Genomic DNA, 22,976 nt, shown 5'->3' on the forward strand with positions numbered 1-22,976 from the left:
GGAACGCGCACGAGGAGCCCTCTTGCCAGACGAGGCCCAGCCACTCACCGCCGCCAAGCCCGAGCCTGCCTCGGCCCCTGCGGCGAAGCCCGCCAAGAACGCCACGAGCGGGCCGGTCGAGCACGCCCAGTCCGCGCCCGACGACAAGGCGGCCGAGCAGCCACGCCCCAAGCCGGCCCCTTCCGAGCGCCCCGCGAAGACTCCGGCGGTCCGTTCCGCGGCCGCCCCGTCCGGCCGCCCGAGCTCCTCCTCCAACCGCGTCCGCGCCCGCCTGGCCCGGCTCGGCGTGCAGCGCTCGAACCCGTACAACCCGGTCCTGGAGCCGCTGCTGCGGATAGTGCGCAGCAACGACCCGAAGATCGAGACGTCGACGCTGCGGCAGATCGAGAAGGCCTACCAGGTCGCCGAGCGCTGGCACCGCGGTCAGAAGCGCAAGAGCGGCGACCCGTACATCACGCACCCGCTCGCCGTCACGACGATCCTCGCCGAGCTGGGCATGGACCCCGCCACGCTGATGGCCGGCCTCCTGCACGACACCGTCGAGGACACCGAGTACGGCCTGGACACGCTCAAGCGCGACTTCGGCGACCAGGTCGCCCTGCTCGTCGACGGCGTCACCAAGCTCGACAAGGTCAAGTTCGGCGAGGCCGCGCAGGCCGAGACCGTCCGCAAGATGGTCGTCGCCATGGCCAAGGACCCCCGCGTCCTGGTCATCAAGCTCGCCGACCGCCTGCACAACATGCGCACCATGCGCTACCTCAAGCGCGAGAAGCAGGAGAAGAAGGCGCGCGAGACCCTGGAGATCTACGCGCCGCTCGCCCACCGCCTGGGCATGAACACCATCAAGTGGGAGCTGGAGGACCTCGCGTTCGCGATCCTCTACCCCAAGATGTACGACGAGATCGTGCGCCTGGTCGCCGAGCGCGCCCCCAAGCGCGACGAATACCTCGCCATAGTGACCGACGAGGTCCAGGGCGACCTGCGCGCCGCCCGCATCAAGGCGACGGTCACCGGCCGCCCGAAGCACTACTACTCCGTCTACCAGAAGATGATCGTACGAGGCCGTGACTTCGCGGAGATCTACGACCTGGTGGGCATCCGCGTCCTCGTGGACACCGTCCGCGACTGCTACGCGGCTCTCGGCACCGTGCACGCGCGATGGAACCCGGTCCCCGGCCGGTTCAAGGACTACATCGCGATGCCCAAGTTCAACATGTACCAGTCGCTGCACACGACGGTCATCGGGCCCAACGGCAAGCCGGTCGAACTCCAGATCCGTACGTTCGACATGCACCGCCGTGCCGAGTACGGCATCGCCGCGCACTGGAAGTACAAGCAGGAGACCGTCGCCGGTTCCTCCAAGATCCGCACCGACGTGCCCCGGGCGGCCAAGGGCAGCGCGGGTCAGGACACCGTCAACGACATGGCGTGGCTGCGCCAGTTGCTCGACTGGCAGAAGGAGACAGAGGACCCGAGCGAGTTCCTGGAGTCCCTGCGCTTCGACCTCTCCCGCAACGAGGTCTTCGTCTTCACGCCCAAGGGTGACGTCATAGCGCTCCCGGCCGGCGCGACCCCGGTGGACTTCGCGTACGCGGTCCACACGGAGGTCGGCCACCGCACGATAGGCGCACGGGTCAACGGACGCCTCGTCCCGCTCGAATCCACCCTGGACAACGGCGACTTGGTGGAGGTCTTCACCTCCAAGGCGGCCGGGGCGGGACCCTCCCGCGACTGGCTGGGCTTCGTGAAGTCCCCGCGCGCCCGCAACAAGATCCGCGCGTGGTTCTCCAAGGAGCGCCGCGACGAGGCCATCGAGCAGGGCAAGGACGCCATCGCCCGGGCGATGCGCAAGCAGAACCTGCCGATCCAGCGGATCCTCACCGGCGACTCCCTGGTCACCCTCGCGCACGAGATGCGCTACCCCGACATCTCCTCGCTGTACGCGGCGATCGGCGAGGGCCATGTCACCGCGCAGAGCGTCGTGCAGAAGCTGGTGCAGGCCCTCGGCGGCGAGGAGGCGGCCACCGAGGAGATCGACGAGAGCGTTCCGCCCGCGCGCGGGCGTGGCCGCAAGCGCCGCTCCAACGCCGACCCCGGTGTCGTCGTCAAGGGCGTCGAGGACGTGTGGGTCAAGCTCGCCCGCTGTTGTACGCCCGTCCCCGGCGACCCGATCATCGGCTTCGTCACCCGCGGCAGCGGCGTATCGGTGCACCGCAGCGACTGCGTGAACGTCGACTCGCTCTCCCGCGAGCCCGAGCGCATCCTCGAGGTCGAGTGGGCGCCCACCCAGTCCTCGGTCTTCCTGGTGGCCATCCAGGTCGAGGCCCTGGACCGCTCCCGGCTCCTGTCGGACGTCACCCGCGTCCTGTCCGACCAGCACGTCAACATCCTGTCCGCGGCCGTCCAGACCTCCCGCGACCGCGTCGCCACCTCTCGCTTCACCTTCGAGATGGGCGACCCCAAGCACCTGGGGCACGTCCTGAAGGCGGTCAGGGGCGTGGAGGGCGTGTACGACGTGTACCGGGTGACCTCGGCGCGCAGGCCCTCCGACGGGTCCTGACCTCCCTGGCCCGGCCGCCGTCGACGGGCCACTACGTAGAGGGGCTCCCGTACGAACCGTACGGGAGCCCCTCTACGTAGTGGCGGGAAAACCCAGCCGCCTCGGCAGCCTCAGCCGCCGAACTCCTGGAGACCCTTCAACGCCTGGTCCAGCAGCGCCTGACGGCCTTCCAGCTCCTTCTGGAGCTTGTCGGCCCTCGAAGCGTTGCCTGCGGCGCGCGCCGTCTCGATCTGGCCCTGGAGCTTGTCCACGGCGGCCTGCAGCTGACCGGTCAGACCCTCGGCACGCGCGCGTGCCTCCGGGTTGGTCCGGCGCCACTCGGCCTCCTCGGACTCCTGCAGAGCCCGCTCCACCGCGTGCATCCGGCCCTCGACCTTCGGGCGGGCGTCGCGGGGCACGTGGCCGATGGCTTCCCAGCGCTCGTTGAGGGAACGGAAGGCGGCGCGGGCGGCCTTCAGGTCCTGCACCGGGACGAGCTTCTCGGCCTCCTCGGCCAGCTCCTCCTTGAGCTTCAGGTTCTCCGACTGCTCGGCGTCCCGCTCGGCGAAGACCGAGCTGCGCGCCGCGAAGAACACGTCCTGGGCGCCGCGGAAGCGGTTCCACAGGTCGTCCTCGTGCTCACGCTGCGCGCGGCCCGCGGCCTTCCAGTCCGCCATCAGCTCGCGGTAACGCGCCGCCGTCGGACCCCAGTCCGCCGAGGCGGACAGCGACTCGGCCTCCGCGACCAGCTTCTCCTTGGTCTTGCGGGCGTCCTCGCGCTGCGCGTCCAGCGAGGCGAAGTGCGCCTTGCGGCGCTTGGAGAACGCCGAGCGCGCGTGCGAGAAGCGGTGCCACAGCTCGTCGTCCGACTTGCGGTCGAGTCGCGGCAGCCCCTTCCAGGTGTCCACCAGGGAGCGCAGCCGCTCACCGGCCGCCCGCCACTGGTCGCTCTGCGCCAGCTCCTCCGCCTCGACGACCAGCGCCTCCTTGGAGTGCCGTGCCTCGTCGGACTGCTTCGCACGCTGGACCTTGCGCTCCTCACGGCGCGCGTCGACCGTCTCGACGAGCTTGTCCAGCCGCTTCTTCAGCGCCTCCAGATCACCGACCGCGTGGTGGGCGTCAACCTGTTCGCGAATATGGTCGATCGCGGTCTGGGCGTCCTTCGCCGACAGGTCGGTGGTTTTCACTCGCTTCTCGAGGAGGCCGATCTCCACAACCAGGCCTTCGTACTTGCGCTCGAAGTAGGCCAGCGCCTCATCAGGGGAGCCGGCCTGCCAGGAACCGACGACCTGCTCGCCGTCGGCCGTACGCACGTACACGGTCCCCGTCTCGTCGACGCGGCCCCACGGGTCGCTGCTCACAGCGCCTCCTCCACATGATGCCTGCGAGGGGCTTCAGTGCCCCTGGGCATCGTCCACAGTTTCGTCACGGCCAACATAGGCGACCAGCCCGGCGGCTGTCCGCATCCAGCGCGACCGAAATTTCGCAGTTGACGGTCAGGATTTCGTCACGGTCAGTTTGTTGACCACGACCGTCGCGTTGGGCGCCCCGTCGCCCTGGCCTGTGCTCTCTCCGGCCGCGGCGATCTTCTTGAGAACCGTGAGACCGGACTTGGAAATAGTTCCGAACGGTGTGTAGTCGGCCGGTAGCTGACTGTCCTGGTAGACGAGGAAGAACTGGCTGCCACCCGTGTTGCGTCCCTGCTTCGTCTGGGCGTTGTACTGGTTCGCCATCGCAAGGGTGCCCGCCGGGTAGACGCCGCCCTTGAGGGTGGTGTCCTTCAGGTTCTCGTCCGGGATCGTGTACCCGGGACCGCCGCTGCCGGTGCCCTGCGGGTCACCGCACTGCAGCACGTAGATGCCGTTCGTGGTGAGCCGGTGGCACTTGGTGTGGTCGAAGAACCCCTTGCCCGCGAGGAAGTCGAACGAGTTCACCGTGTGCGGGGCCGCGGCCGTCTTCAGCGCGATGTCTATGTCGCCGCAGGTCGTCGCCAGCTTCATCGTGTAGTCCGCCGACTTGTCGATGCTCATCGCCGGCTCCGTCTTCCAGCTCAGCGACTTCACCGCGCCTTCGGCGGGCTTGGCGCACGGGTCCGGCGCCTTGCTGGTCGGGGAGGCGCTCGGCGTGACCTGCGCGCCCGCGTTGGCCTTCTTGCCGTCGTCCTTGAAGACCCCGGTCGCGTACGACACCACACTGCCGACGACGATCACGCCGAGGACCGACGCGACCACCGTATTGCGCGTGTGTGACTTGCGCCGCGCGGCCGTACGCCGCTGCTGCTGCCGCAAGAACTTCTCCCGGGCGAGCTGACGCCGCCGCTGTTCCTGGGTGACCACCGGGTTATCTCCTCATGCGTCTCGTACGTCAAGTGGGACGCGTGCGTCTTGTGAGCCGACCGCCTGCGTGTGCCCCGTACCGTATATGGGTTAGCTGAGGAATCGGCAGCGCCGGTAGGCTCTGATCCACAGCCGCCCACCCCGTACGGCATCACGCGTACGCCACCACGAAGGACGATCGTGCTCATTGCCGGGTTCCCCGCCGGGGCCTGGGGCACCAACTGTTACCTGGTCGCCCCCGCCGCCGGTGAGGAGTGCGTGATCATCGACCCGGGCCATCAGGCCGCCCAGGGAGTCGAGGTCGCACTCAAGAAGCATCGGCTCAAGCCCGTCGCCGTCGTCCTCACCCACGGCCACATCGACCACGTGGCCTCGGTCGTGCCCGTCTGCGGTGCCCACGACGTACCGGCCTGGATCCACCCCGACGACCGGTACATGATGAGCGACCCGGAGCGGGCGCTCGGCCGGTCCATCGGCATGCCGCTGATGGGCGAGCTGACCGTGGGGGAGCCGGACGACGTGCGGACGCTCACCGACGGCACACGGCTGGAGCTGGCCGGTCTGGAGCTGTCCGTCGCGCACGCGCCCGGCCATACGAAGGGGTCGGTGACCTTCCAGATGCCCGAGACGGCGGACATTCCGTCGGTCTTCTTCTCGGGCGATCTGCTCTTCGCCGGCTCCATCGGACGCACCGACCTGCCCGGCGGTGACATGGACGAGATGCTCGGCTCGCTGGCCCGTGTGTGCCTGCCGCTCGACGACTCGACCGTGGTGCTGTCCGGCCACGGCCCCCAGACGACCATCGGCCAGGAGCGCGCCGGCAACCCGTATCTGCGGCAGGTGTCGGCGGACCGCCAAGCACGCGGCGCCGAACCCGCTCCCCGACGAGGAATGTGACGAGAGACTTTCGTGAGCACCTTCAAGGCCCCCAAGGGCACGTACGACCTGATCCCGCCGGAGAGCGCCAAGTACCTCGCCGTGCGTGAGGCGATCGCCGCGCCGCTGCGCAACTCCGGCTACGGCTACATCGAGACGCCCGGCTTCGAGAACGTCGAGCTCTTCGCGCGCGGTGTCGGTGAGTCCACCGACATCGTGACCAAGGAGATGTACGCCTTCGAGACCAAGGGCGGCGACCAGCTCGCCCTGCGCCCCGAGGGCACGGCCTCCGTACTGCGCGCCGCGCTGGAGGCCAACCTGCACAAGGCCGGCAACCTCCCCGTCAAGCTCTGGTACTCGGGCTCCTACTACCGCTACGAGCGTCCCCAGAAGGGCCGTTACCGCCACTTCTCGCAGGTCGGCGCCGAGGCGATCGGTGCGGAGGATCCGGCGCTCGACGCCGAGCTGATCATCCTGGCGGACCAGGCGTACCGGTCGCTGGGGCTGCGGGACTTCCGCATCCTGCTGAACTCGCTGGGCGACCAGGAGTGCCGTCCGGTGTACCGGGCCGCCCTGCAGGACTTCCTGCGCGGCCTCGACCTGGACGCGGACACGTTGCGCCGAGCCGAGATCAACCCCCTGCGGGTCCTCGACGACAAGCGCGACGACGTGCAGAAGCAGCTGGTGGGCGCGCCGTTGCTCCGTGACTACCTCTGCGACGCGTGCAAGGCGTACCACGAGGAGGTGCGCGAGCTGATCACGGAGGCGGGGGTTGCCTTCGAGGACGACCCCAAGCTGGTGCGCGGCCTGGACTACTACACGCGGACCACCTTCGAGTTCGTCCACGACGGTCTGGGCTCCCAGTCCGCGGTGGGTGGCGGCGGGCGCTATGACGGGCTGTCCGAGATGCTCGGCGGGCCCGCGCTGCCTTCGGTGGGCTGGGCGCTCGGTGTCGACCGCACGGTGCTCGCCCTGGAAGCGGAGGGTGTCTCGCTCGAACTCCCCGCGGCCACGAGCGTGTTCGCCGTTCCGCTCGGGGAGGAGGCCCGGCGGGTGCTCTTCACCAAGGTGACCGAGCTGCGCAAGCTCGGTGTCGCCGCCGACTTCTCCTACGGGGCCAAGGGGCTCAAGGGGGCGATGAAGAACGCGAACCGGTCGGGGGCGCGGTATGCGATCGTCGCCGGTGAGCGGGATCTCGCCGAGGGTGTGGTGCAGCTCAAGGACATGGAGTCCGGTGAGCAGACGGCGGTCGGGGTGAACGAGATCGTGGCGGAGCTCGAGACGCGACTGGGCTGAGGGCCGGGTTTCTCGCCCCCGCCGCCCCTACCCGTCCCATCCATCCCTGGGGGCTCCGCCCCCAGACCCCCGGGTGGGTTCGCTGTCCGCGGGCGGGTGGGGGCTGGTCGCGCAGTTCCCCGCGCCCCTTGGGGCGGGGCTGCGCCCCGGAAAGCCTCGGGGCCGGCGTCAGTCCAGTAGGCCGAAGCGCATCGCGCTCGTCACCGCCGCGGTTCGGTCGTCCACCCCCAGTTTGGTGAAGGCCCGCAGCAGGTGGGTCTTCACGGTGGACTCGCCGATGAACAGGCGGCGCCCGATCTCGGCGTTCGTGCAGCCCTCCGCCACCAGCCGCAGCACCGCCGTCTCCCGCTCGGACAACCTCGGCCGCTCCGGCTTCGTACGGAGCTGGTCGACGAGCCGGGCGGCGACGGACGGCGCCAGCACGGTCTCGCCGCGCGCGGCGGAGCGGACGGCGTCGGCGAGTTCGGCGCGAGGGAGGTCCTTCAGGAGATAGCCCGCGGCTCCGGCCTCGACCGCCCGCAGAATGTCCCGGTCCGTCTCGTACGTCGTCAGCACGATGACCCGGCAGCCCAACCCCGCCTCGGTCATCCGCACGATCGAGTCGACACCCCCGCCCCCGGGCATCCGCAGGTCCATCAGGACGATGTCGGGCCGGAGTTCGGCCGCCAGCGCCTCCGCCTGCGGGCCGCTCGACGCGTCGGCGACCACATCGAGGTCGGGCTCGGCACTGAGCATCGCGCGCAGCCCTTCCCGTACGACGGGATGGTCGTCGGCCAGGACGATGCGGATCACGAGTCGCTCCTTGGTACGGGCAGACAGACGGTGATGGTCGTGCCCTCGCCGGGCGCGCTGCGCACACGGGCCCTGCCGCCCACTTCCGCGGCCCGGGCACGCAACCCGGTCAGACCGTAACCGCCGACCGGCGCGGCGGGGTCGAAGCCGGGGCCGTCGTCCCGTACGGAGAGCGTCAGCGAATCGTGGGCGTACGCCAGGGCGACCGCGATCGTCGACGAACTCCCCGCGTGCTTGCGGGCGTTGGCGAGCGCTTCCTGGCAGGAACGCAGGACCACGACCTCGGGCCCGGCGGGCAGCGCGCGCACGGGGCCGGTGACGTCGACCGTCGCCTCGTGGCGCGCGGCCAGCCGACGCAGCGCGTCTGGCAGCGAGGCCCCGTCGAGATCGGCGGGCGCGCCCCCGGCGACCAGGGCCCGCGCCTCGGCGAGGTTCTGCCGGGCCGTCTCCGCCATCAGGGACAGGTGGCGGCGGGCCTGCGGCACGTCGTGGTCGAGTTCGGCCTCGACCGCCTGCACCAGCATCAGCAGGCTCGTGAAGCCCTGCGCGAGCGTGTCGTGGATCTCCCGGGAGAGCCGTTCCCGCTCGGCCAGCGCGCCGTGCGCCGACGAGAGCCGGGAGAGCTCGTGGCGACTGGCGTCCAATTCCGCTATCAGCTCGGCCCGTTCCTGGCTCTGCTCGATGATGCGGATGGTCCAGCTGCCGACAGCCGCCGAGAAGACGAGGGTGACCACGGCGAACAGCGAGTTGAAGAAGACGTCCTGGTCGCTCGGCCACCACAACAGCGCCCAACCCGCCACCGGCGCGATGTTGATGACCGTCACGGCCGCCAGCGCCCAGCGCAGGCGCAGCGCCATGAAGCACTGGGGGACGAGCGCGAAGGTCATCAGCCGGGTCTCACCGACGAGGATCCCCGACGGCAGGAACAGCACGACCGCCCCCGCGAGATAGCCGAGGGCCCGGCGTTCGTCGGGCGGGTCGCTGCCGAGGACGGGGCGCCCCACCACCACGTACCAGGGAACCAGCGCCACCAGCAGCGCCGCCGAGACGAGGCGCAGGTGCCACCCCGGATGCCCCGTGCCGAGCACGAACACCAGGGTGGCCACGCACACGACCGCGAAGTACGAGTCCCAGAGCCGGAAGGAGCGGTCCCAGGTGTACGAGCTCTTCGCGCCGCCCGGTCCGGCGATCCGTTCGGTCATCCGTCGCGGCGGTTCTTCCAGCGGAAGGTCAGCAGACACAGCAGCAATCCTCCGACGCACCAGGCCCCCAGCACCAGGGCGATCCGCCCGAACTCCCAGCCACCCGCCTGCTCCAGGACCTTCGCCGACTCGGGCAGGAACACCCCGCGCAGCCCCTGGCACATCCACTTCAGCGGGAACAGGGCGCCGATGTTCAGCATCCAGTCGGGGATCGTGTCGATGGCGATGTAGACCCCGGAGATGAACTGCAGCACGAGGAAGGGCAGTACGACGACGGACGTGGCGCTCTTGCCGGACTTCGGGACCGAGCTGATCGCGATGCCGAGCAGGGCGCAGGCCGTCAGGCCCAGGACGAAGATCCAGGCGAAGTCGGCCCACTTGGCGGGATCCGAGGGCAGCTTCACGTCGTACAGCGACGTGCCGACGACGAGCAGGATCGCCGTCTCCATGAGACCGGTGACCAGGACCAGCCAGATCTTGCCCAGGAAGTACGCGGCCGGTGGCATCGGAGTGCCGCGCAGCCGCCGCAGCACCTTCTCGTCCCGCTCGATCGCGATGGAGATGCCGAGGGACTGGAAGCTGGTGGACATGATGCCCGCGGCCATCATCGCGGGGACGTACAGCTGGGAGGCGGTGATGCCCGCGCCCCGCACGTCGTCCTTGAAGATCGACGCGAAGAGGAACAGGAAGACGACGGGGAAGGCGAAGGTGAACACCACCTGGTCGCGCTGACGGAAGAACTGCTTGATCTCCAGGGCGCCCCGCCGCAGGCCGAGACCCCAGGCTCCGGGCAGCCGCACGGAGGAGGCCTCACCGCGTACGCGTACGGTCGTCAGGGTCATCGCGCGTTCTCCTGTCCGGTCAGGCGGAGATAGACGTCCTCCAGGGTCGGGCGGGTCACGCTCAGCCCGGGTATCTCACCGTCGAAACGGCGGGTGAGCTCCGCCACCGTGCGGGTCGGGGTGTCCGTGCGCTCGCGGCGCGTCGTGCCGTCGGCCTCCGTCCACTCGACGGTCGCCTCGGTGCCGAAGCGTTCGCGCAGCGCGGCGGGTTCGCCTTCCGCGACGACGCGGCCCCGCGCGACCACCGCGAGCCGGTGCGCCAGCGCCTCCGCCTCCTCCAGGTAGTGCGTGGTGAGCAGGATGGTCGTGCCCTCGTCGGCCAGTTTCCGGATCAGGTCCCAGAACTGGCGGCGGGCGGCCGGGTCGAAGCCGGTCGTCGGTTCGTCCAGGAGCAGCAGCTCGGGGCCGCCGATCACCCCGAGCGCCACGTCCAGACGCCTGCGCTGGCCGCCCGAGAGCGCCTTGATGCGGCTGCCCGCCTTCGCCTCCAGACCGACGAGCCCGATGACCTCCTCCGGGTCCCGGGGCCGCGGGTAGTAGCGGGCGAAGTGCCGTACGGTCTCGTCGACCGTCAACTCCGCGGGCGCCGATTCGTCCTGCCAGACGATGCCGACCCGCGAGCGCCACGCGCGTGTGCCCGTCGCCGGGTCCGCACCGAGCACGGACACCTCGCCCGCGTCCCGACCGCGGTTGCCCTGGAGGATCTCCACCGTGGTGCTCTTGCCCGCGCCATTGGGTCCGAGCAGGCCGAACACCTCGCCGCGGCGGATGCCGAGATCGATGCCGTCGACGGCGGTCACGTCCCCGTACTGCTTGCGCAGCCCCCGTACGTCCACCGCGAGTTCGTTCGCGTGTGTTGTCATGCCGACGAGCCTGCCGCCGAAACGAACGTTCCGGGACGACCGTGCGTACCTCCTTATGTCCATCGAACGGTGGACACACATGTGGGTGCGGCACAATGTCGGTTGCCCGCAGGCCCTTCGAGACTACGGAAACGGCGTGATGAGCAAGACGACGACAGTCATCTCCATCGACCAGGAACGCGCAGCCGGTCCCCGGACGGTCGGCGGCAGCCGTGCGCTCGCCCTGTTGCTGGTGATCACCGGTGCGGCCGGTCTGCTCGCCGCGTGGGTCATCACGATCGACAAGTTCAAGCTGCTGGAGAACCCGAACTTCGTGCCGGGGTGCAGCCTGAACCCGGTCGTCTCCTGCGGCAACATCATGAAGAGCAAGCAGGCCGCGGCCTTCGGGTTTCCCAACCCGATGCTCGGCCTCGTCGCGTACGGCATCGTGATCTGCGTCGGGATGAGCCTGCTCGCGCGGGCCACCTACCCGCGCTGGTACTGGCTGACCTTCAACGCCGGCACCCTCTTCGGTGTCGGATTCTGCACCTGGCTGCAGTTCCAGTCGCTGTACCGGATCAACTCGCTGTGCCTGTGGTGCTCGCTGGCCTGGGTCGCCACGATCATCATGTTCTGGTACGTGACCTCGTCGAACATCCGCAACGACTTCCTGCCTGCCCCGCGCTGGCTGAAGAGCTTCTTCGGCGAGTTCACCTGGGTCCTGCCCGTCGTGCACATCGGGATCATCGGGATGCTGATCCTGACCCGCTGGTGGGACTTCTGGACCAGCTGACAGCCCTGCGGGGATTGTCAGTGGCGTGACATAGGGTTTTGGACGTGGAGCCCGACCTGTTCACCGCCGCAGCAGAAGAACGCCAGGAGAAGGACCCGTCCAGCAGCCCCCTGGCCGTACGGATGCGTCCGCGTACCCTCGACGAGGTCGTGGGCCAGCAGCATCTGCTGAAGCCGGGCTCACCCCTGCGCAGACTCGTCGGTGAGGGGAACGGCGGCCCGGCCGGACCGTCCTCGGTGATCCTCTGGGGCCCGCCCGGCACCGGCAAGACGACCCTCGCGTACGTCGTCTCCAAGGCCACCAACAAGCGCTTCGTGGAGCTCTCCGCGATCACCGCGGGCGTCAAGGAGGTCCGCGCGGTCATCGACGGCGCCCGCCGCGCCACCGGCGGCTTCGGCAAGGAGACCGTCCTCTTCCTGGACGAGATCCACCGCTTCAGCAAGGCCCAGCAGGACTCCCTGCTCCCGGCCGTCGAGAACCGCTGGGTGACGCTGATCGCCGCGACGACCGAGAACCCGTACTTCTCGGTGATCTCCCCGCTCCTGTCCCGCTCCCTCCTCCTCACCCTCGAACCGCTCACCGACGACGACCTGCGCGGCCTGCTGCGCCGGGCGCTCACCGACGAGCGCGGCCTCAAGGAGGCCGTCACCCTCCCCGAGGACACCGAGCGGCACCTGCTGCGCATCGCCGGGGGCGACGCCCGCCGCGCCCTGACCGCCCTGGAGGCCGCCGCCGGCGCGGCGCTCGACAAGGGCGAGCCGGGGATCACCCTCCAGACGCTGGAGGAGACCGTCGACCGCGCCGCCGTGACGTACGACCGCGACGGCGACCAGCACTACGACGTGGCGAGCGCCCTCATCAAGTCCATCCGCGGCTCCGACGTGGACGCCGCGCTGCACTACCTGGCCCGGATGATCGAGGCGGGCGAGGACCCCCGCTTCATCGCCCGCCGCCTGATGATCTCCGCCAGCGAGGACATCGGCCTCGCCGACCCGAACGCGCTGCCGATAGCCGTGGCCGCCGCCCAGGCCGTCGCCATGATCGGCTTCCCCGAGGCCGCGCTGACCCTCAGCCACGCCACCATCGCCCTCGCCCTGGCCCCGAAGTCCAACGCCGCGACCATGGCCATCGGCGCCGCGATGGAGGACGTACGCAAGGGACACGCGGGCCCGGTGCCGATGCACCTGCGCGACGGGCACTACAAGGGCGCGGCCAAGCTCGGGCACGCCCAGGGGTATGTGTATCCGCACGACCTGCCCGAGGGCATCGCCGCCCAGCAGTACGCCCCGCAAGAGCTCAAGGACCGGGAGTACTACACACCGACCCGGCACGGCGCCGAGGCGCGCTACGCGGACGCGGTGGAGTGGACCAGGAAGCACCTCGGTAGAGGGCGGTCCTGACCACCCTGTAACATGACGCGAAGCGCTGCGTCCCGTGTCCGGCTCCGGTCGGCACCACCAGAACGGGACAACCAGCCGGAGCCCCTGCCGCCACGGAGGGATTCCAGGAGCGTCGCGCACCGTCGAAGGTGTCGCGGGCAGCCCACCACCACCCGGTCTCCGGGAACGGTCGGTGGGCCACTCGCGTGCTGCACGTATGTGCCCAGACCCAGGAGCGGCTGCCCAGCAGGTCCCCCGAGGACCCGCGGGGTTTCCCGGGCTGCGGATTGCGACCTCCCTTAACTCTGGTGAGCCGAAATCACGGAAAGAGAAAAAGTGGCGAATCAGTCCCGCCCCAAGGTCAAGAAGTCGCGTGCCCTCGGCATCGCGCTGACCCCGAAGGCCGTCAAGTACTTCGAGGCCCGCCCCTACCCGCCGGGCGAGCACGGCCGTGGCCGCAAGCAGAACTCGGACTACAAGGTCCGTCTGCTCGAGAAGCAGCGTCTGCGCGCGCAGTACGACGTGTCCGAGCGTCAGCTCGTCCGCGCCTACGAGCGTGCCTCCAAGGTCCAGGGCAAGACCGGTGAGGCCCTGATCATCGAGCTCGAGCGCCGTCTCGACGCGCTGGTCCTGCGTTCGGGCATCGCCCGCACGATCTACCAGGCCCGCCAGATGGTCGTTCACGGCCACATCGAGGTCAACGGCCAGAAGGTCGACAAGCCGTCCTTCCGCGTCCGTCCCGACGACGTCGTGATGGTCCGCGAGCGCAGCCGCAGCAAGACGCTGTTCGAGGTCTCCCGCGCCGGTGGCTTCGCCCCCGACGGCGAGACCCCGCGCTACCTCCAGGTGAACCTCCCGGCCCTGGCGTTCCGCCTGGACCGCGAGCCGAACCGCAAGGAGATCCCGGTGATCTGCGACGAGCAGCTCGTCGTCGAGTACTACGCCCGCTGATCGTCTTACAGCGGACGTAGCACCACCTGCGCGTCAGCCCGTCGTCTCCCCGCCCTTCGAGGTGGGCGAGACGGCGGGCTTGCGCGTGTCCGGGGGCAGCCCGCGCGGCGAGGGCACCGCACCCAGCGGCCGGGGACCGGGCCGCCGCAGTGCCCGCGCCACCGCCGCCTCCCGCCCGAGCCGAGACCCCGCCCGTACGCACTCCTCGTACCGCTCGTCGCCCAGCCGCCGCCGCGCCCCGGCCTCGCACCGCTCGTGCGGCACGTTGTAGTACGCCGAGCCGAACAGCGGCAGGCCCACCGAGGGCCACAGCCGGGCCGCCGCCCCCTGCAGCAGCGCGGCCTCGGCCGGATCGCCCTCCGCCTCCGTGACCAGCGCCAGCAGCTCGAGCGCGAGGACCGTGCCGAGCAGGTCGTGGAAGGCGTGCCCGATGTCGAGGCTCTGTTCCAGGAGCTCCCGGGCGCGCCCCGGATCGCCCGCGGTCTGGGCCTCGTACGCCAGCACGAACAGCGCGTAGGCGAGCGCCCAGCGTTCCCCGTGGTCCTCGCAGACCTGGCGGACGTCCTCGCACAGCCGCACCGCGCCCGGCAGATCGCCCCGGAACGCCAGCGCCATCGCCAGCTCCACCTGGGCCATCAGCACGTTGCTGTTGAGCTCGCCGATCGCGTGGTAGCGGTCGAGCGCCGAGCGCAGCAGGGTTTCCGCGCGTGCCATGTCGTCGCCGACCAGCGCCAGACAGCCGGTGCGGTGCTCGGCGTAGGCGATCGCGGTGGGGTTGCCGGTGCGTTCGGCCTCCTCGCGGCACTCCTGGAGCGCGGTGAGCGCGGGCACCATGTCGCCCTGGAGGATCGCCACATAGCCGAGCACCCACAGGGCCTTCAGCCGCGACTGGTCGCGGTCGCTGTCGAGCTCCACCCCGCGCTCCAGCCAGTGCCGCCCCTCCGCCAGCCGGCCGCAGCCGACCCAGTAGAACCACAGGCTGCCCGCGAGGTACTGGCCCAGATGCGTCTCGCCCGGCTCGGTCAGGCTGTACTCCATGGCGCAGCGCAGATTCGGCAGCTCCGTCTCGATGCGCGCGGCCACCTCGCCCTGCCGTGGCGAGAACCAGTCCAGCTCGCACCAGGTGGCCAGGCCCATGTACCAGTCGCGGTGGCGGCGGCGCAGCCGGCTCGCGTCGCCCGCCGCCACCAGCCAGTCCGCGCCGTACGCCCGCACGGTGTCCAGCATCCGGAAGCGCAGGCCGGCCGTCGTCTCCTCGCGCGCCAGCACCGACTGCGCGAGCAGCTCGCCCAGCACGTCGAGGACGTCGTCGGCGTGCAGTCCGTCGCCGCTGCACACGTACTCGACGGCCTCCAGGTCGAACGGTCCGGCGAACACCGAGAGCCGCGACCACAGCAGCCGCTCCTCGGGCGTGCACAGCTCATGGCTCCAGCCGATCGCCGTTCGCAGCGTCTGGTGGCGTGGCAGGGCGTCACGCCCGCCGCCGGTCAGCAGCCGGAAGCGGTCGTCGAGCCGGGACAGCAGCTGCCCGGGGGAGAGGGCGCTCAGCCGGCCGGCGGCCAGTTCGACGGCGAGCGGGATTCCGTCCAGGCATCGGCACAGCTCCAGGACGTCCGCCCGGTTGGCGTCGTCCAGCGTGAACCCGGGCACCCGGGCCGCCGCCCGGTCCGTGAACAGTTCCACGGCCTCTCGCTCGGGCAGCGGGGCCAGCGGGAACAGGAGCTCGCCCTCGACCTCCAGCGGCCTGCGGCCCACGGCGAGCACCCGCAGCCCCGGCGCATGCCGCAGCAGATCGCCCACCAGCGCGGCGCACGCGTCCACGAGATGCTCGAACCCGTCCACGACCAGCAGGAGTTGACGTTCGGCGAGATGGTCGAGGAGCAGCGTGCGAGGTGGCCTCGACGTCTGGTCCGCCAGAGCGAGGGCCTCCACGAGCGCGTACGCGACAAGATCCGGATCGCGCACGGAGGCCAGTTCCACCCGCCATGATCCGTCGCGCGGCCGGGTGTGTGCCGCGGCCCGTGCCGCGAGGCGTGACTTGCCCACGCCGCCCATGCCCGTCACCGTCACCAGCCGGGCCTGCCCCAGCGCCTCCGCCAGCCGTGCGAGTTCGGCCGTGCGCCCCACGAACGCGTTGAGTTCCAGGGGCAGATTGCCGGGTGCGGACCGGTCGGAGCACTCAGAAGCTCGCATGGGACACGGAGCGTACTGACCCGTAAACGGTCCGTACAATCGCTTCGCGCAACTCCGGGCCCGGCAGCCGGTAATGCGGTACGGAGCGGCGGCCCCGGCGCGATAGGCTCGGGGGACGACTTTTTGATGTTCAGACACGATGTCCAGGCAGGTGTGAGACATGGTGTGCGGGCATGTACTGGCAGGCACGTACTAGGGAGCGGGTGCGAACAGTGTCCGGTGGAGAGGTGGCCGGGATCCTGGTGGCCGTCTTCTGGGCGATCCTGGTCTCCTTCCTCGCCGTCGCACTGGCGAGGCTGGCCCAGACGCTCAGGGCGACCACCAAGCTCGTGGCGGACGTGACCGACCAGGCTGTCCCGCTGCTTGCCGACGCCTCCGCGGCGGTGCGTTCCGCGCAGACCCAGATCGACCGGGTCGACGCCATCGCGTCGGACGTCCAGGAGGTCACCTCGAACGCGTCGGCGCTCTCCACGACCGTCGCGTCCACCTTCGGCGGCCCGCTGGTGAAGGTCGCGGCGTTCGGCTACGGCGTCCGCCGGGCCATCGGCGGCCGCAAGGACAATGTGCCCCCCAAGGCCTCCCGTCGTACCGTGATCGTGGGCCGCACCGTCCCGTCCGCGCGACGGGGAAAGCGGAAGAAGGACTGACGCAGCGATGTTCCGCCGTACGTTCTGGTTCACCGCCGGCGCAGCCGCTGGTGTGTGGGCCACCACCAAGGTCAACCGCAAGCTCAAGCAGCTGACGCCCGAGAGCCTCGCGGCCCAGGCCGCGAACAAGGCGATCGAGGCCGGGCACCGGCTCAAGGACTTCGCACTCGACGTCCGCGACGGCATGGCCGAGCGGGAGGCCGAACTCGACGAGGCACTCGGGCTCGATCGCCACCCCGAGCTGCCTGCGCCCCGGCGTATCGCCGCGATCGAGAACAGTCCGAAACACAGCAAGAACCCGACGTACGTCGAGAGGTCGACGTACTCGTACAACCGGAATGAGGACCACTGATGGAGTCGGCCGAGATTCGCCGCCGCTGGTTGAGCTTCTACGAGGAGCGCGGTCACACTGTCGTTCCCTCGGCGTCGCTCATCGCGGACGACCCGACTCTGCTCCTGGTCCCCGCGGGCATGGTGCCCTTCAAGCCGTACTTCCTCGGTGAGGTCAAGCCGCCGTGGTCGCGCGCCACCAGCGTGCAGAAGTGCGTGCGTACGCCCGACATCGAAGAGGTCGGCAAGACCACCCGGCACGGCACGTTCTTCCAGATGTGCGGCAACTTCTCCTTCGGCGACTACTTCAAGGAAGGCGCGATCACCTACGCCTGGGAGCTGCTCACCTCGCCCCAGGACAAGGGTGGTTACGGGCTCGACCCCGAGCGCCTGTGGATCACGGTCTACCTCGACGACGACGAGGCCGAGTCCATCTGGCGCGACAAGATCGGTGTCCCGGCCGAGCGCATCCAGCGTCTGGGCAAGAAGGACAACTACTGGTCCATGGGCGTCCCGGGTCCCTGCGGCCCGTGTTCCGAGATCAATTACGACCGCGGCCCCGAGTTCGGCGTCGAGGGCGGCCCGGCCGTCAACGACGAGCGGTACGTGGAGATCTGGAACCTGGTCTTCATGCAGTACGAGCGCGGTGAGGGCACCTCGAAGGAGGACTTCGAGATCCTCGGCGAGCTGCCCAGCAAGAACATCGACACCGGCCTCGGCATGGAACGCCTCGCCATGATTCTGCAGGGTGTGCAGAACATGTACGAGATCGACACCTCCATGGCCGTCATCAAGAAGGCCACCGAGCTGACGGGTGTCGAGTACGGCGCCGCCCATGACTCCGACGTATCGCTGCGCGTGGTCACCGACCACATGCGCACCTCCGTGATGCTCATCGGTGACGGCGTGAGCCCCGGCAACGAGGGCCGCGGCTACGTGCTGCGCCGCATCATGCGCCGCGCCATCCGCAACATGCGGCTGCTGGGCGCCACCGGTCCGGTCGTCAAGGACCTCATCGACGTCGTGATCGAGATGATGGGCCAGCAGTACCCGGAGCTCGTCTCCGACCGGCAGCGCATCGAGACCGTGGCCCTCGCCGAGGAGGCCGCCTTCCTCAAGACGCTGAAGGCCGGCACGAACATCCTCGACACGGCCATCTCCGACACCAAGGAGTCCGGCGGCACGGTGCTCGCCGGCGACAAGGCCTTCCTGCTCCACGACACCTGGGGCTTCCCGATCGACCTCACCCTCGAAATGGCCGCGGAGCAGGGCCTTTCGGTGGACGAGGACGGCTTCCGTCGTCTGATGAAGGAGCAGCGGGACAAGGCCAAGGCCGACGCCCAGGCCAAGAAGACGGGCCACGCCGACCTCGGCGCCTACCGTCAGATCGCCGACGCCGCCGGTGAGACCGAGTTCATCGGCTACGACCGGACCGACGGCGAGTCGCGCATCGTCGGCATCCTGGTCGACGGTGTCTCCTCGCCCGCCGCCACCGAGGGCGACGAGGTCGAGATCGTCCTCGACCGCACCCCGTTCTACGCCGAGGGCGGCGGCCAGATCGGTGACACCGGCCGCATCAAGGTCGACACCGGTGCCGTCATCGAGATCCGCGACTGCCAGAAGCCCGTCCCGGGTGTGTACGTCCACAAGGGCGTCGTCCAGGTCGGCGAGGTCACCGTCGGTGCCCAGGCCCAGGCCACCATCGACTCCCGTCGCCGGACGGCCATCGCCCGCGCCCACTCGGCCACGCACCTCACCCACCAGGCCCTGCGTGACGCCCTCGGCCCGACGGCCGCCCAGGCCGGTTCCGAGAACCAGCCCGGCCGCTTCCGCTTCGACTTCGGTTCCCCCTCGGCCGTTCCGACGACCGTCATGACCGACGTCGAGCAGAAGATCAACGAGGTGCTCGCCCGTGACCTGGACGTGCACGCCGAGATCCTGAGCCTCGACGAGGCCAAGAAGCAGGGCGCCATCGCCGAGTTCGGCGAGAAGTACGGCGAGCGCGTCCGCGTCGTGACCATCGGCGACTTCTCCAAGGAGCTGTGCGGCGGCACGCATGTGCACAACACCTCCCAGCTCGGCCTGGTCAAGCTGCTCGGCGAGTCCTCGATCGGCTCCGGCGTGCGGCGTATCGAGGCCCTGGTGGGCGTCGACGCCTACAACTTCCTGGCCCGCGAGCACACGGTCGTCGCCCAGCTCCAGGAACTGATCAAGGGCCGTCCCGAGGAGCTTCCGGAGAAGGTCTCCGCCATGCTCGGCAAGTTGAAGGACGCCGAGAAGGAGATCGAGAAGTTCCGCGCGGAGAAGGTCCTGCAGGCCGCCGCCGGTCTCGTGGAGTCCGCCAAGGACGTCCGCGGTGTGGCTCTGGTCACAGGCCAGGTCCCGGACGGCACGAGCGCCGACGACCTGCGCAAGCTGGTCCTCGACGTGCGTGGCCGCATCCAGGGCGGACGGGCCGCCGTGGTGGCCCTGTTCACCACCGCGGGCGGCAAGCCGCTCACGGTCATCGCCACCAACGAGGCCGCCCGTGAGCGTGGCCTCAAGGCCGGTGACCTGGTCCGTACGGCCGCCAAGACCCTCGGTGGCGGCGGTGGCGGCAAGCCGGACGTCGCCCAGGGCGGCGGCCAGAACCCGGCCGCCATCGGCGAGGCCGCCGACGCGGTCGAGCGGCTCGTCGCCGAGACGGCCAAGTGAGCACGGACGGATCGCAGCAGAGCGGGGACGGCCGGGGCATGCGCCGCGGCCGCCGGCTGGCGGTCGACGTCGGGGACGCCCGGATCGGGGTCGCCTCGTGCGACCCCGACGGGATCCTCGCGACTCCGGTCGAGACCGTGCCGGGGCGCGATGTCCCGGCCGCTCAGCGCCGGTTGAAGCAACTCGTCGAGGAGTACGAGCCGATCGAGGTCGTCGTCGGGCTCCCTCGCTCCCTCAAGGGGGGCGAGGGCCCCGCCGCCGTGAAGGTGCGCGCCTTCGCCCAGGAGCTGGCCCGGGCGATCGCGCCCGTCGGCGTCCGGCTCCTCGACGAGAGGATGACCACAGTGACGGCCAGTCAGGGTCTCCGCGCGTCGGGCGTGAAGTCCAAAAAGGGCAGGTCCGTCATCGATCAGGCGGCCGCCGTCATCATCCTGCAACAGGCTCTGGAGTCCGAACGGGCGTCAGGCAACGCACCGGGCGAGGGCGTCGAAGTGGTCATCTGATCGCGATACGGTAACGTTCCGCGCGATGTGGTGGTGTTCGAACAGCCACCGCACAGCGAAGAGGCGGACGGGAGCCGAGCCACCAGCGACAGCAGCCACCGCCTCGCGGCTCTAGGGGATCGATGACTGAGTATGGCCGGGGCGCAGGCTCCGAACCGTGGAATCCGGAGGACCCGTTGTACGGGGACGGCGGATGGGGAGGACAGGCCGTCGACGGCCAGTCCCCCTACGGCGGCCAGCCGCAGCACTACCCGCAGCAGCCGCAACCGCAGCACCAGCAGTCCCAGTACGGCGAGTGGAGCCCCGACCAGCAGGGCGGCTACGGCCAGGAGCAGCAGTACGGCGCCCAGAACCAGCAGCAGTACGAGGGCCGGGGCGGGCAGCAGTATCACGACCAGGGCGGGCAGCAGTTCCACGGTCAGGGGCAGCAGCAGTACCCGCAGCAGTACCCCGGCCAGGAGCAGCAGCAGTACGTCGATCAGGGTCAGCAGCAGTACAACGGACAGAACCAGCAGCAGTACCACGACGGCGGCTGGGACAACGGGACGCAGCACCAGGTCACCTACGCCGCCGACCCGAACGACCCCTACGGGAACCAGGCCGCCGGGTACACCGGTGAGCAGCCCGACTTCTACGGCACTCCCGACGCGTATCCGCCGCCGGAGCCGCCCGCCCGTCGCCGCGCCGAGCCCGAACCGGAGATCGACTGGGATCCGGGACCCGACCAGGGCGAACACGCCTTCTTCGCGGGCGGCGACGACGATGACGAACCGGACGACGACGATCCGAAGGCCGGCCGCGGCGACCGGAAAGGCCGCGGCGGCAAAGGCGACAAGGGCAAGAAGCGCCGCAGCGGCTGTGCCTGCCTGGTCGTGGTGGTGGTCTTCGGCGGCGGTATCGGCGGAGTCGGCTATTACGGGTACCACACCTACCAAAATCGTTTCGGCGCGGCTCCGGACTATGCGGGTGACGGCTCGGGCGACGTGACGGTCGAGATTCCCAAGGGCGCGTTCGGTTATGCGATCGGGCGGGTGCTGAAGGAAGCCGGCGTCGTCAAGAGCGTCGACGCCTTCGTGTCGGCTCAGCAGCAGACCCCCGATGGGGACAAGATCCAGGCGGGCGCGTATGTGCTGAGGAAGGGCATGTCGGCTGCCAGCGCGGTCAAGCTGATGCTCGATCCCAAGAGCCAGAACAACGTGATCGTCGCCCCTGGGCAGCGCAATGTCGTCGTCTACCAGGCGATCGACAAGAAGCTCGATCTCGCGGACGGCACCACCGGGAAGATCGCCAAGAAGGAGTACAAGACCTTCGGACTTCCCAGCTGGGCGAACAACAGCAAGGACATAAAGGATCCGCTGGAAGGATTCCTCTACCCGGCGACCTATCCCGCCGCCAAGGGCATGAAGCCCGAGGCGATCCTGAAGCAGATGGTGACGCAGGCCAAGGAGAAGTACGCGGCGTACAACCTCGTGGCCAAGGCCAAGGAGCTGAACCTGGCGAACCCGCTCCAGGTCGTCACGGTCGCGAGCCTCGTCCAGGCCGAGGGCAAGACGCACGACGACTTCCGCAAGATGGCCGAGGTGGTCTACAACCGTCTCAAGTCCACGAACACGGAGACCAACAGGCTGCTCCAGTTCGACTCGACCTTCAATTACCTGAAGGGCCAGAGCAACATCCACATCAGCGAGTCCGAGATCAACAGCAACAAGGACCCGTACAACACCTATACGCGGAAGGGTCTGCCGCCCGGACCGATCGGCAACCCCGGTGACGACGCGATCAAGGCGACGTTGAACCCGACCAGCGACGGCTGGGTCTATTTCGTGGCGACCGACGGTCAGAGCAACACCGAATTCGCCAAGACCTATGCGGAATTCCAGAAGCTCAAGGACAAGTTCAATGAGAGCTCGGGCAACTGACGCCCGAAGGGCCGCGGTACTCGGCTCCCCGATCGCCCATTCCCTCTCCCCGGTGCTGCACCGCACCGCGTACCGGGAGCTGGGACTCGGCGACTGGTCCTACGACCGTTTCGAGATCGACGAGGAGGCGCTGCCGGGCTTCTTCGGGGACCTCGGTCCCGAGTGGGCGGGTCTGTCGCTGACCATGCCGCTCAAGCGGGCCGTCATCCCGCTGCTCGACGAGATCAGCGAGACGGCGGCCTCGGTCGAGGCCGTCAACACGGTCGTGTTCACCGAGGACGGCCGTCGCGTCGGCGACAACACCGACATCCCCGGGATGGTCGCCGCGCTGCGCGAGCACGGGATCGAGCAGGTGGACTCCGCCGCGATCCTCGGCGCGGGCGCCACCGCCTCCTCCGCGCTGGCCGCGCTCGCCCGGATCTGCACCGGCGAGGTCGTCGCCTACGTCCGCAGCGCGGAGCGGGCCGCCGAGATGCGGCAGTGGGGCGAGCGGCTCGACCTGGAGGTCCGTACGGAGGACTGGGCGCACGCCGCGCAGGCCCTGCGCGCCCCGCTCGTGATCGCCACCACCCCGGCGGGTACGACGGACGCCCTGTCCGCCGCGGTCCCGGAACGGCCCGCGACGCTCTTCGACGTGCTGTACGACCCGTGGCCCACCGACCTCGCGGCCCGCTGGTCCGGCTACGGCGGCGCCGTGGTCAGCGGACTCGACCTGCTCGTGCACCAGGCGGTGCTCCAGGTCGAGCGGATGACCGGATGCGCCCCGGCGCCCCTCGACGCCATGCGGAAGGCGGGCGAGCAGGCGCTCAGGAATCACCGTTGAGTACGGCCGAACGCTGTCT

The 22,976-nt window shown here is 69.7% G+C and carries 19 protein-coding genes; 12 read left to right on the forward strand and 7 right to left on the reverse strand.

Annotation, left to right across the window (positions count from 1 at the left end):
* The first annotated feature begins 22 nt into the window (after positions 1-22).
* A complete protein-coding gene (locus tag AQJ27_RS11680) occupies positions 23-2,560 on the forward strand; it encodes a RelA/SpoT family protein (protein ID WP_067365933.1) in 2,538 nt (845 codons plus the stop codon).
* A gap of 110 nt (positions 2,561-2,670) precedes the next feature.
* Here AQJ27_RS11680 and AQJ27_RS11685 read toward each other — a convergent pair whose 3' ends face one another.
* On the reverse strand, positions 2,671-3,900 hold the full coding sequence (locus AQJ27_RS11685; protein WP_067365937.1) for a DUF349 domain-containing protein: 1,230 nt from the start codon (positions 3,898-3,900) through the stop codon (positions 2,671-2,673).
* Between the two features lie 135 nt (positions 3,901-4,035).
* A complete protein-coding gene (locus AQJ27_RS11690) occupies positions 4,036-4,875 on the reverse strand; it encodes a peptidylprolyl isomerase (RefSeq protein WP_067365941.1) in 840 nt (279 codons plus the stop codon).
* 180 nt (positions 4,876-5,055) lie between these two features.
* Between AQJ27_RS11690 and AQJ27_RS11695 the strand changes: the two genes are divergently transcribed.
* Together AQJ27_RS11695 and hisS are read left to right on the forward strand one after the other, a co-directional pair.
* Positions 5,056-5,772, forward strand: coding sequence for an MBL fold metallo-hydrolase (locus AQJ27_RS11695; protein ID WP_067365945.1), 717 nt, complete (start codon positions 5,056-5,058; stop codon positions 5,770-5,772).
* 12 nt (positions 5,773-5,784) lie between these two features.
* On the forward strand, positions 5,785-7,047 hold the full coding sequence (gene hisS, locus AQJ27_RS11700) for a histidine--tRNA ligase (RefSeq protein ID WP_067365948.1): 1,263 nt from the start codon (positions 5,785-5,787) through the stop codon (positions 7,045-7,047).
* A 168-nt stretch (positions 7,048-7,215) separates the two neighbouring features.
* On the opposite strand, the gene AQJ27_RS11705 is transcribed toward hisS, so the two are convergent.
* Genes AQJ27_RS11705 through AQJ27_RS11720 form a run of 4 tightly spaced genes read right to left on the reverse strand, consistent with a single transcriptional unit; the run spans position 7,216 to position 10,746 of the window.
* Positions 7,216-7,839: a response regulator gene (locus AQJ27_RS11705; RefSeq protein ID WP_067365952.1), complete on the reverse strand. Its 624-nt coding sequence runs from the start codon at positions 7,837-7,839 to the stop codon at positions 7,216-7,218.
* Positions 7,836-9,041, reverse strand: coding sequence for a sensor histidine kinase (locus tag AQJ27_RS11710; protein ID WP_067365955.1), 1,206 nt, complete (start codon positions 9,039-9,041; stop codon positions 7,836-7,838). Before AQJ27_RS11710 ends, AQJ27_RS11705 begins: the two co-directional genes overlap by 4 nt.
* On the reverse strand, positions 9,038-9,883 hold the full coding sequence (locus AQJ27_RS11715) for an ABC transporter permease (RefSeq protein ID WP_067365958.1): 846 nt from the start codon (positions 9,881-9,883) through the stop codon (positions 9,038-9,040). Before AQJ27_RS11715 ends, AQJ27_RS11710 begins: the two co-directional genes overlap by 4 nt.
* A complete protein-coding gene (locus tag AQJ27_RS11720) occupies positions 9,880-10,746 on the reverse strand; it encodes an ABC transporter ATP-binding protein (RefSeq protein ID WP_067365961.1) in 867 nt (288 codons plus the stop codon). The genes AQJ27_RS11715 and AQJ27_RS11720 overlap by 4 nt, the downstream gene beginning before the upstream one ends.
* Before the next feature lie 139 nt (positions 10,747-10,885).
* On the opposite strand from AQJ27_RS11720, the gene AQJ27_RS11725 reads away from it, so the two are divergent.
* The 3 genes from AQJ27_RS11725 (at position 10,886) to rpsD (ending at position 13,848) form a co-directional block, all read left to right on the forward strand.
* Positions 10,886-11,518, forward strand: coding sequence for a vitamin K epoxide reductase family protein (locus AQJ27_RS11725; RefSeq protein ID WP_067365965.1), 633 nt, complete (start codon positions 10,886-10,888; stop codon positions 11,516-11,518).
* A 44-nt stretch (positions 11,519-11,562) separates the two neighbouring features.
* Positions 11,563-12,918, forward strand: a complete 1,356-nt coding sequence (locus AQJ27_RS11730) for a replication-associated recombination protein A (RefSeq protein ID WP_067366445.1) — start codon at positions 11,563-11,565, stop codon at positions 12,916-12,918.
* A gap of 315 nt (positions 12,919-13,233) precedes the next feature.
* A complete protein-coding gene (rpsD, locus tag AQJ27_RS11735; protein WP_054233962.1) occupies positions 13,234-13,848 on the forward strand; it encodes a 30S ribosomal protein S4 in 615 nt (204 codons plus the stop codon).
* A gap of 33 nt (positions 13,849-13,881) precedes the next feature.
* On the opposite strand, the gene AQJ27_RS11740 is transcribed toward rpsD, so the two are convergent.
* Entirely contained in the window at positions 13,882-16,041 is a 2,160-nt protein-coding gene (locus tag AQJ27_RS11740) for an ATP-binding protein (protein WP_067365969.1), read from the reverse strand.
* 203 nt (positions 16,042-16,244) lie between these two features.
* On the opposite strand from AQJ27_RS11740, the gene AQJ27_RS11745 reads away from it, so the two are divergent.
* The 6 genes from AQJ27_RS11745 to AQJ27_RS11770 all read left to right on the forward strand — a co-directional run bounded on the left by AQJ27_RS11745 (position 16,245) and on the right by AQJ27_RS11770 (position 22,957).
* On the forward strand, positions 16,245-16,688 hold the full coding sequence (locus AQJ27_RS11745; protein ID WP_075027554.1) for a DUF948 domain-containing protein: 444 nt from the start codon (positions 16,245-16,247) through the stop codon (positions 16,686-16,688).
* Between the two features lie 7 nt (positions 16,689-16,695).
* Positions 16,696-17,040, forward strand: coding sequence for a DUF6167 family protein (locus tag AQJ27_RS11750; protein ID WP_067365972.1), 345 nt, complete (start codon positions 16,696-16,698; stop codon positions 17,038-17,040).
* Positions 17,040-19,712, forward strand: coding sequence for an alanine--tRNA ligase (alaS, locus tag AQJ27_RS11755; RefSeq protein ID WP_067365976.1), 2,673 nt, complete (start codon positions 17,040-17,042; stop codon positions 19,710-19,712). The genes AQJ27_RS11750 and alaS overlap by 1 nt, the downstream gene beginning before the upstream one ends.
* A 38-nt stretch (positions 19,713-19,750) precedes the next feature.
* Positions 19,751-20,215, forward strand: coding sequence for a Holliday junction resolvase RuvX (ruvX, locus tag AQJ27_RS11760; RefSeq protein ID WP_067366448.1), 465 nt, complete (start codon positions 19,751-19,753; stop codon positions 20,213-20,215).
* Between the two features lie 122 nt (positions 20,216-20,337).
* Positions 20,338-22,134, forward strand: coding sequence for an endolytic transglycosylase MltG (mltG, locus tag AQJ27_RS11765; RefSeq protein WP_167552114.1), 1,797 nt, complete (start codon positions 20,338-20,340; stop codon positions 22,132-22,134).
* Positions 22,115-22,957 (forward strand): shikimate dehydrogenase, encoded by an 843-nt coding sequence (locus AQJ27_RS11770; RefSeq protein ID WP_067365982.1) that lies wholly within the window; start codon positions 22,115-22,117, stop codon positions 22,955-22,957. The genes mltG and AQJ27_RS11770 overlap by 20 nt, the downstream gene beginning before the upstream one ends.
* The last annotated feature ends 19 nt before the right edge of the window (positions 22,958-22,976 follow it).

The organism is Streptomyces olivochromogenes (assembly GCF_001514115.1).
In the GTDB taxonomy this organism is placed as follows: domain Bacteria; phylum Actinomycetota; class Actinomycetes; order Streptomycetales; family Streptomycetaceae; genus Streptomyces; species Streptomyces olivochromogenes.

Bases quoted from the DNA above. Each gene is read 5' to 3' on its own strand.
- AQJ27_RS11710 (WP_067365955.1), bottom strand. From the start codon at position 9,041: ATGACCGAACGGATCGCCGGACCGGGCGGCGCGAAGAGCTCGTACACC.
- AQJ27_RS11750 (WP_067365972.1), top strand. From the start codon at position 16,696: ATGTTCCGCCGTACGTTCTGGTTCACCGCCGGCGCAGCCGCTGGTGTG.
- AQJ27_RS11725 (WP_067365965.1), top strand. From the start codon at position 10,886: ATGAGCAAGACGACGACAGTCATCTCCATCGACCAGGAACGCGCAGCC.
- AQJ27_RS11715 (WP_067365958.1), bottom strand. From the start codon at position 9,883: ATGACCCTGACGACCGTACGCGTACGCGGTGAGGCCTCCTCCGTGCGG.
- AQJ27_RS11720 (WP_067365961.1), bottom strand. From the start codon at position 10,746: ATGACAACACACGCGAACGAACTCGCGGTGGACGTACGGGGGCTGCGC.
- AQJ27_RS11770 (WP_067365982.1), top strand. From the start codon at position 22,115: ATGAGAGCTCGGGCAACTGACGCCCGAAGGGCCGCGGTACTCGGCTCC.
- mltG (WP_167552114.1), top strand. From the start codon at position 20,338: ATGACTGAGTATGGCCGGGGCGCAGGCTCCGAACCGTGGAATCCGGAG.
- AQJ27_RS11740 (WP_067365969.1), bottom strand. From the start codon at position 16,041: ATGCGAGCTTCTGAGTGCTCCGACCGGTCCGCACCCGGCAATCTGCCC.
- alaS (WP_067365976.1), top strand. From the start codon at position 17,040: ATGGAGTCGGCCGAGATTCGCCGCCGCTGGTTGAGCTTCTACGAGGAG.
- ruvX (WP_067366448.1), top strand. From the start codon at position 19,751: ATGCGCCGCGGCCGCCGGCTGGCGGTCGACGTCGGGGACGCCCGGATC.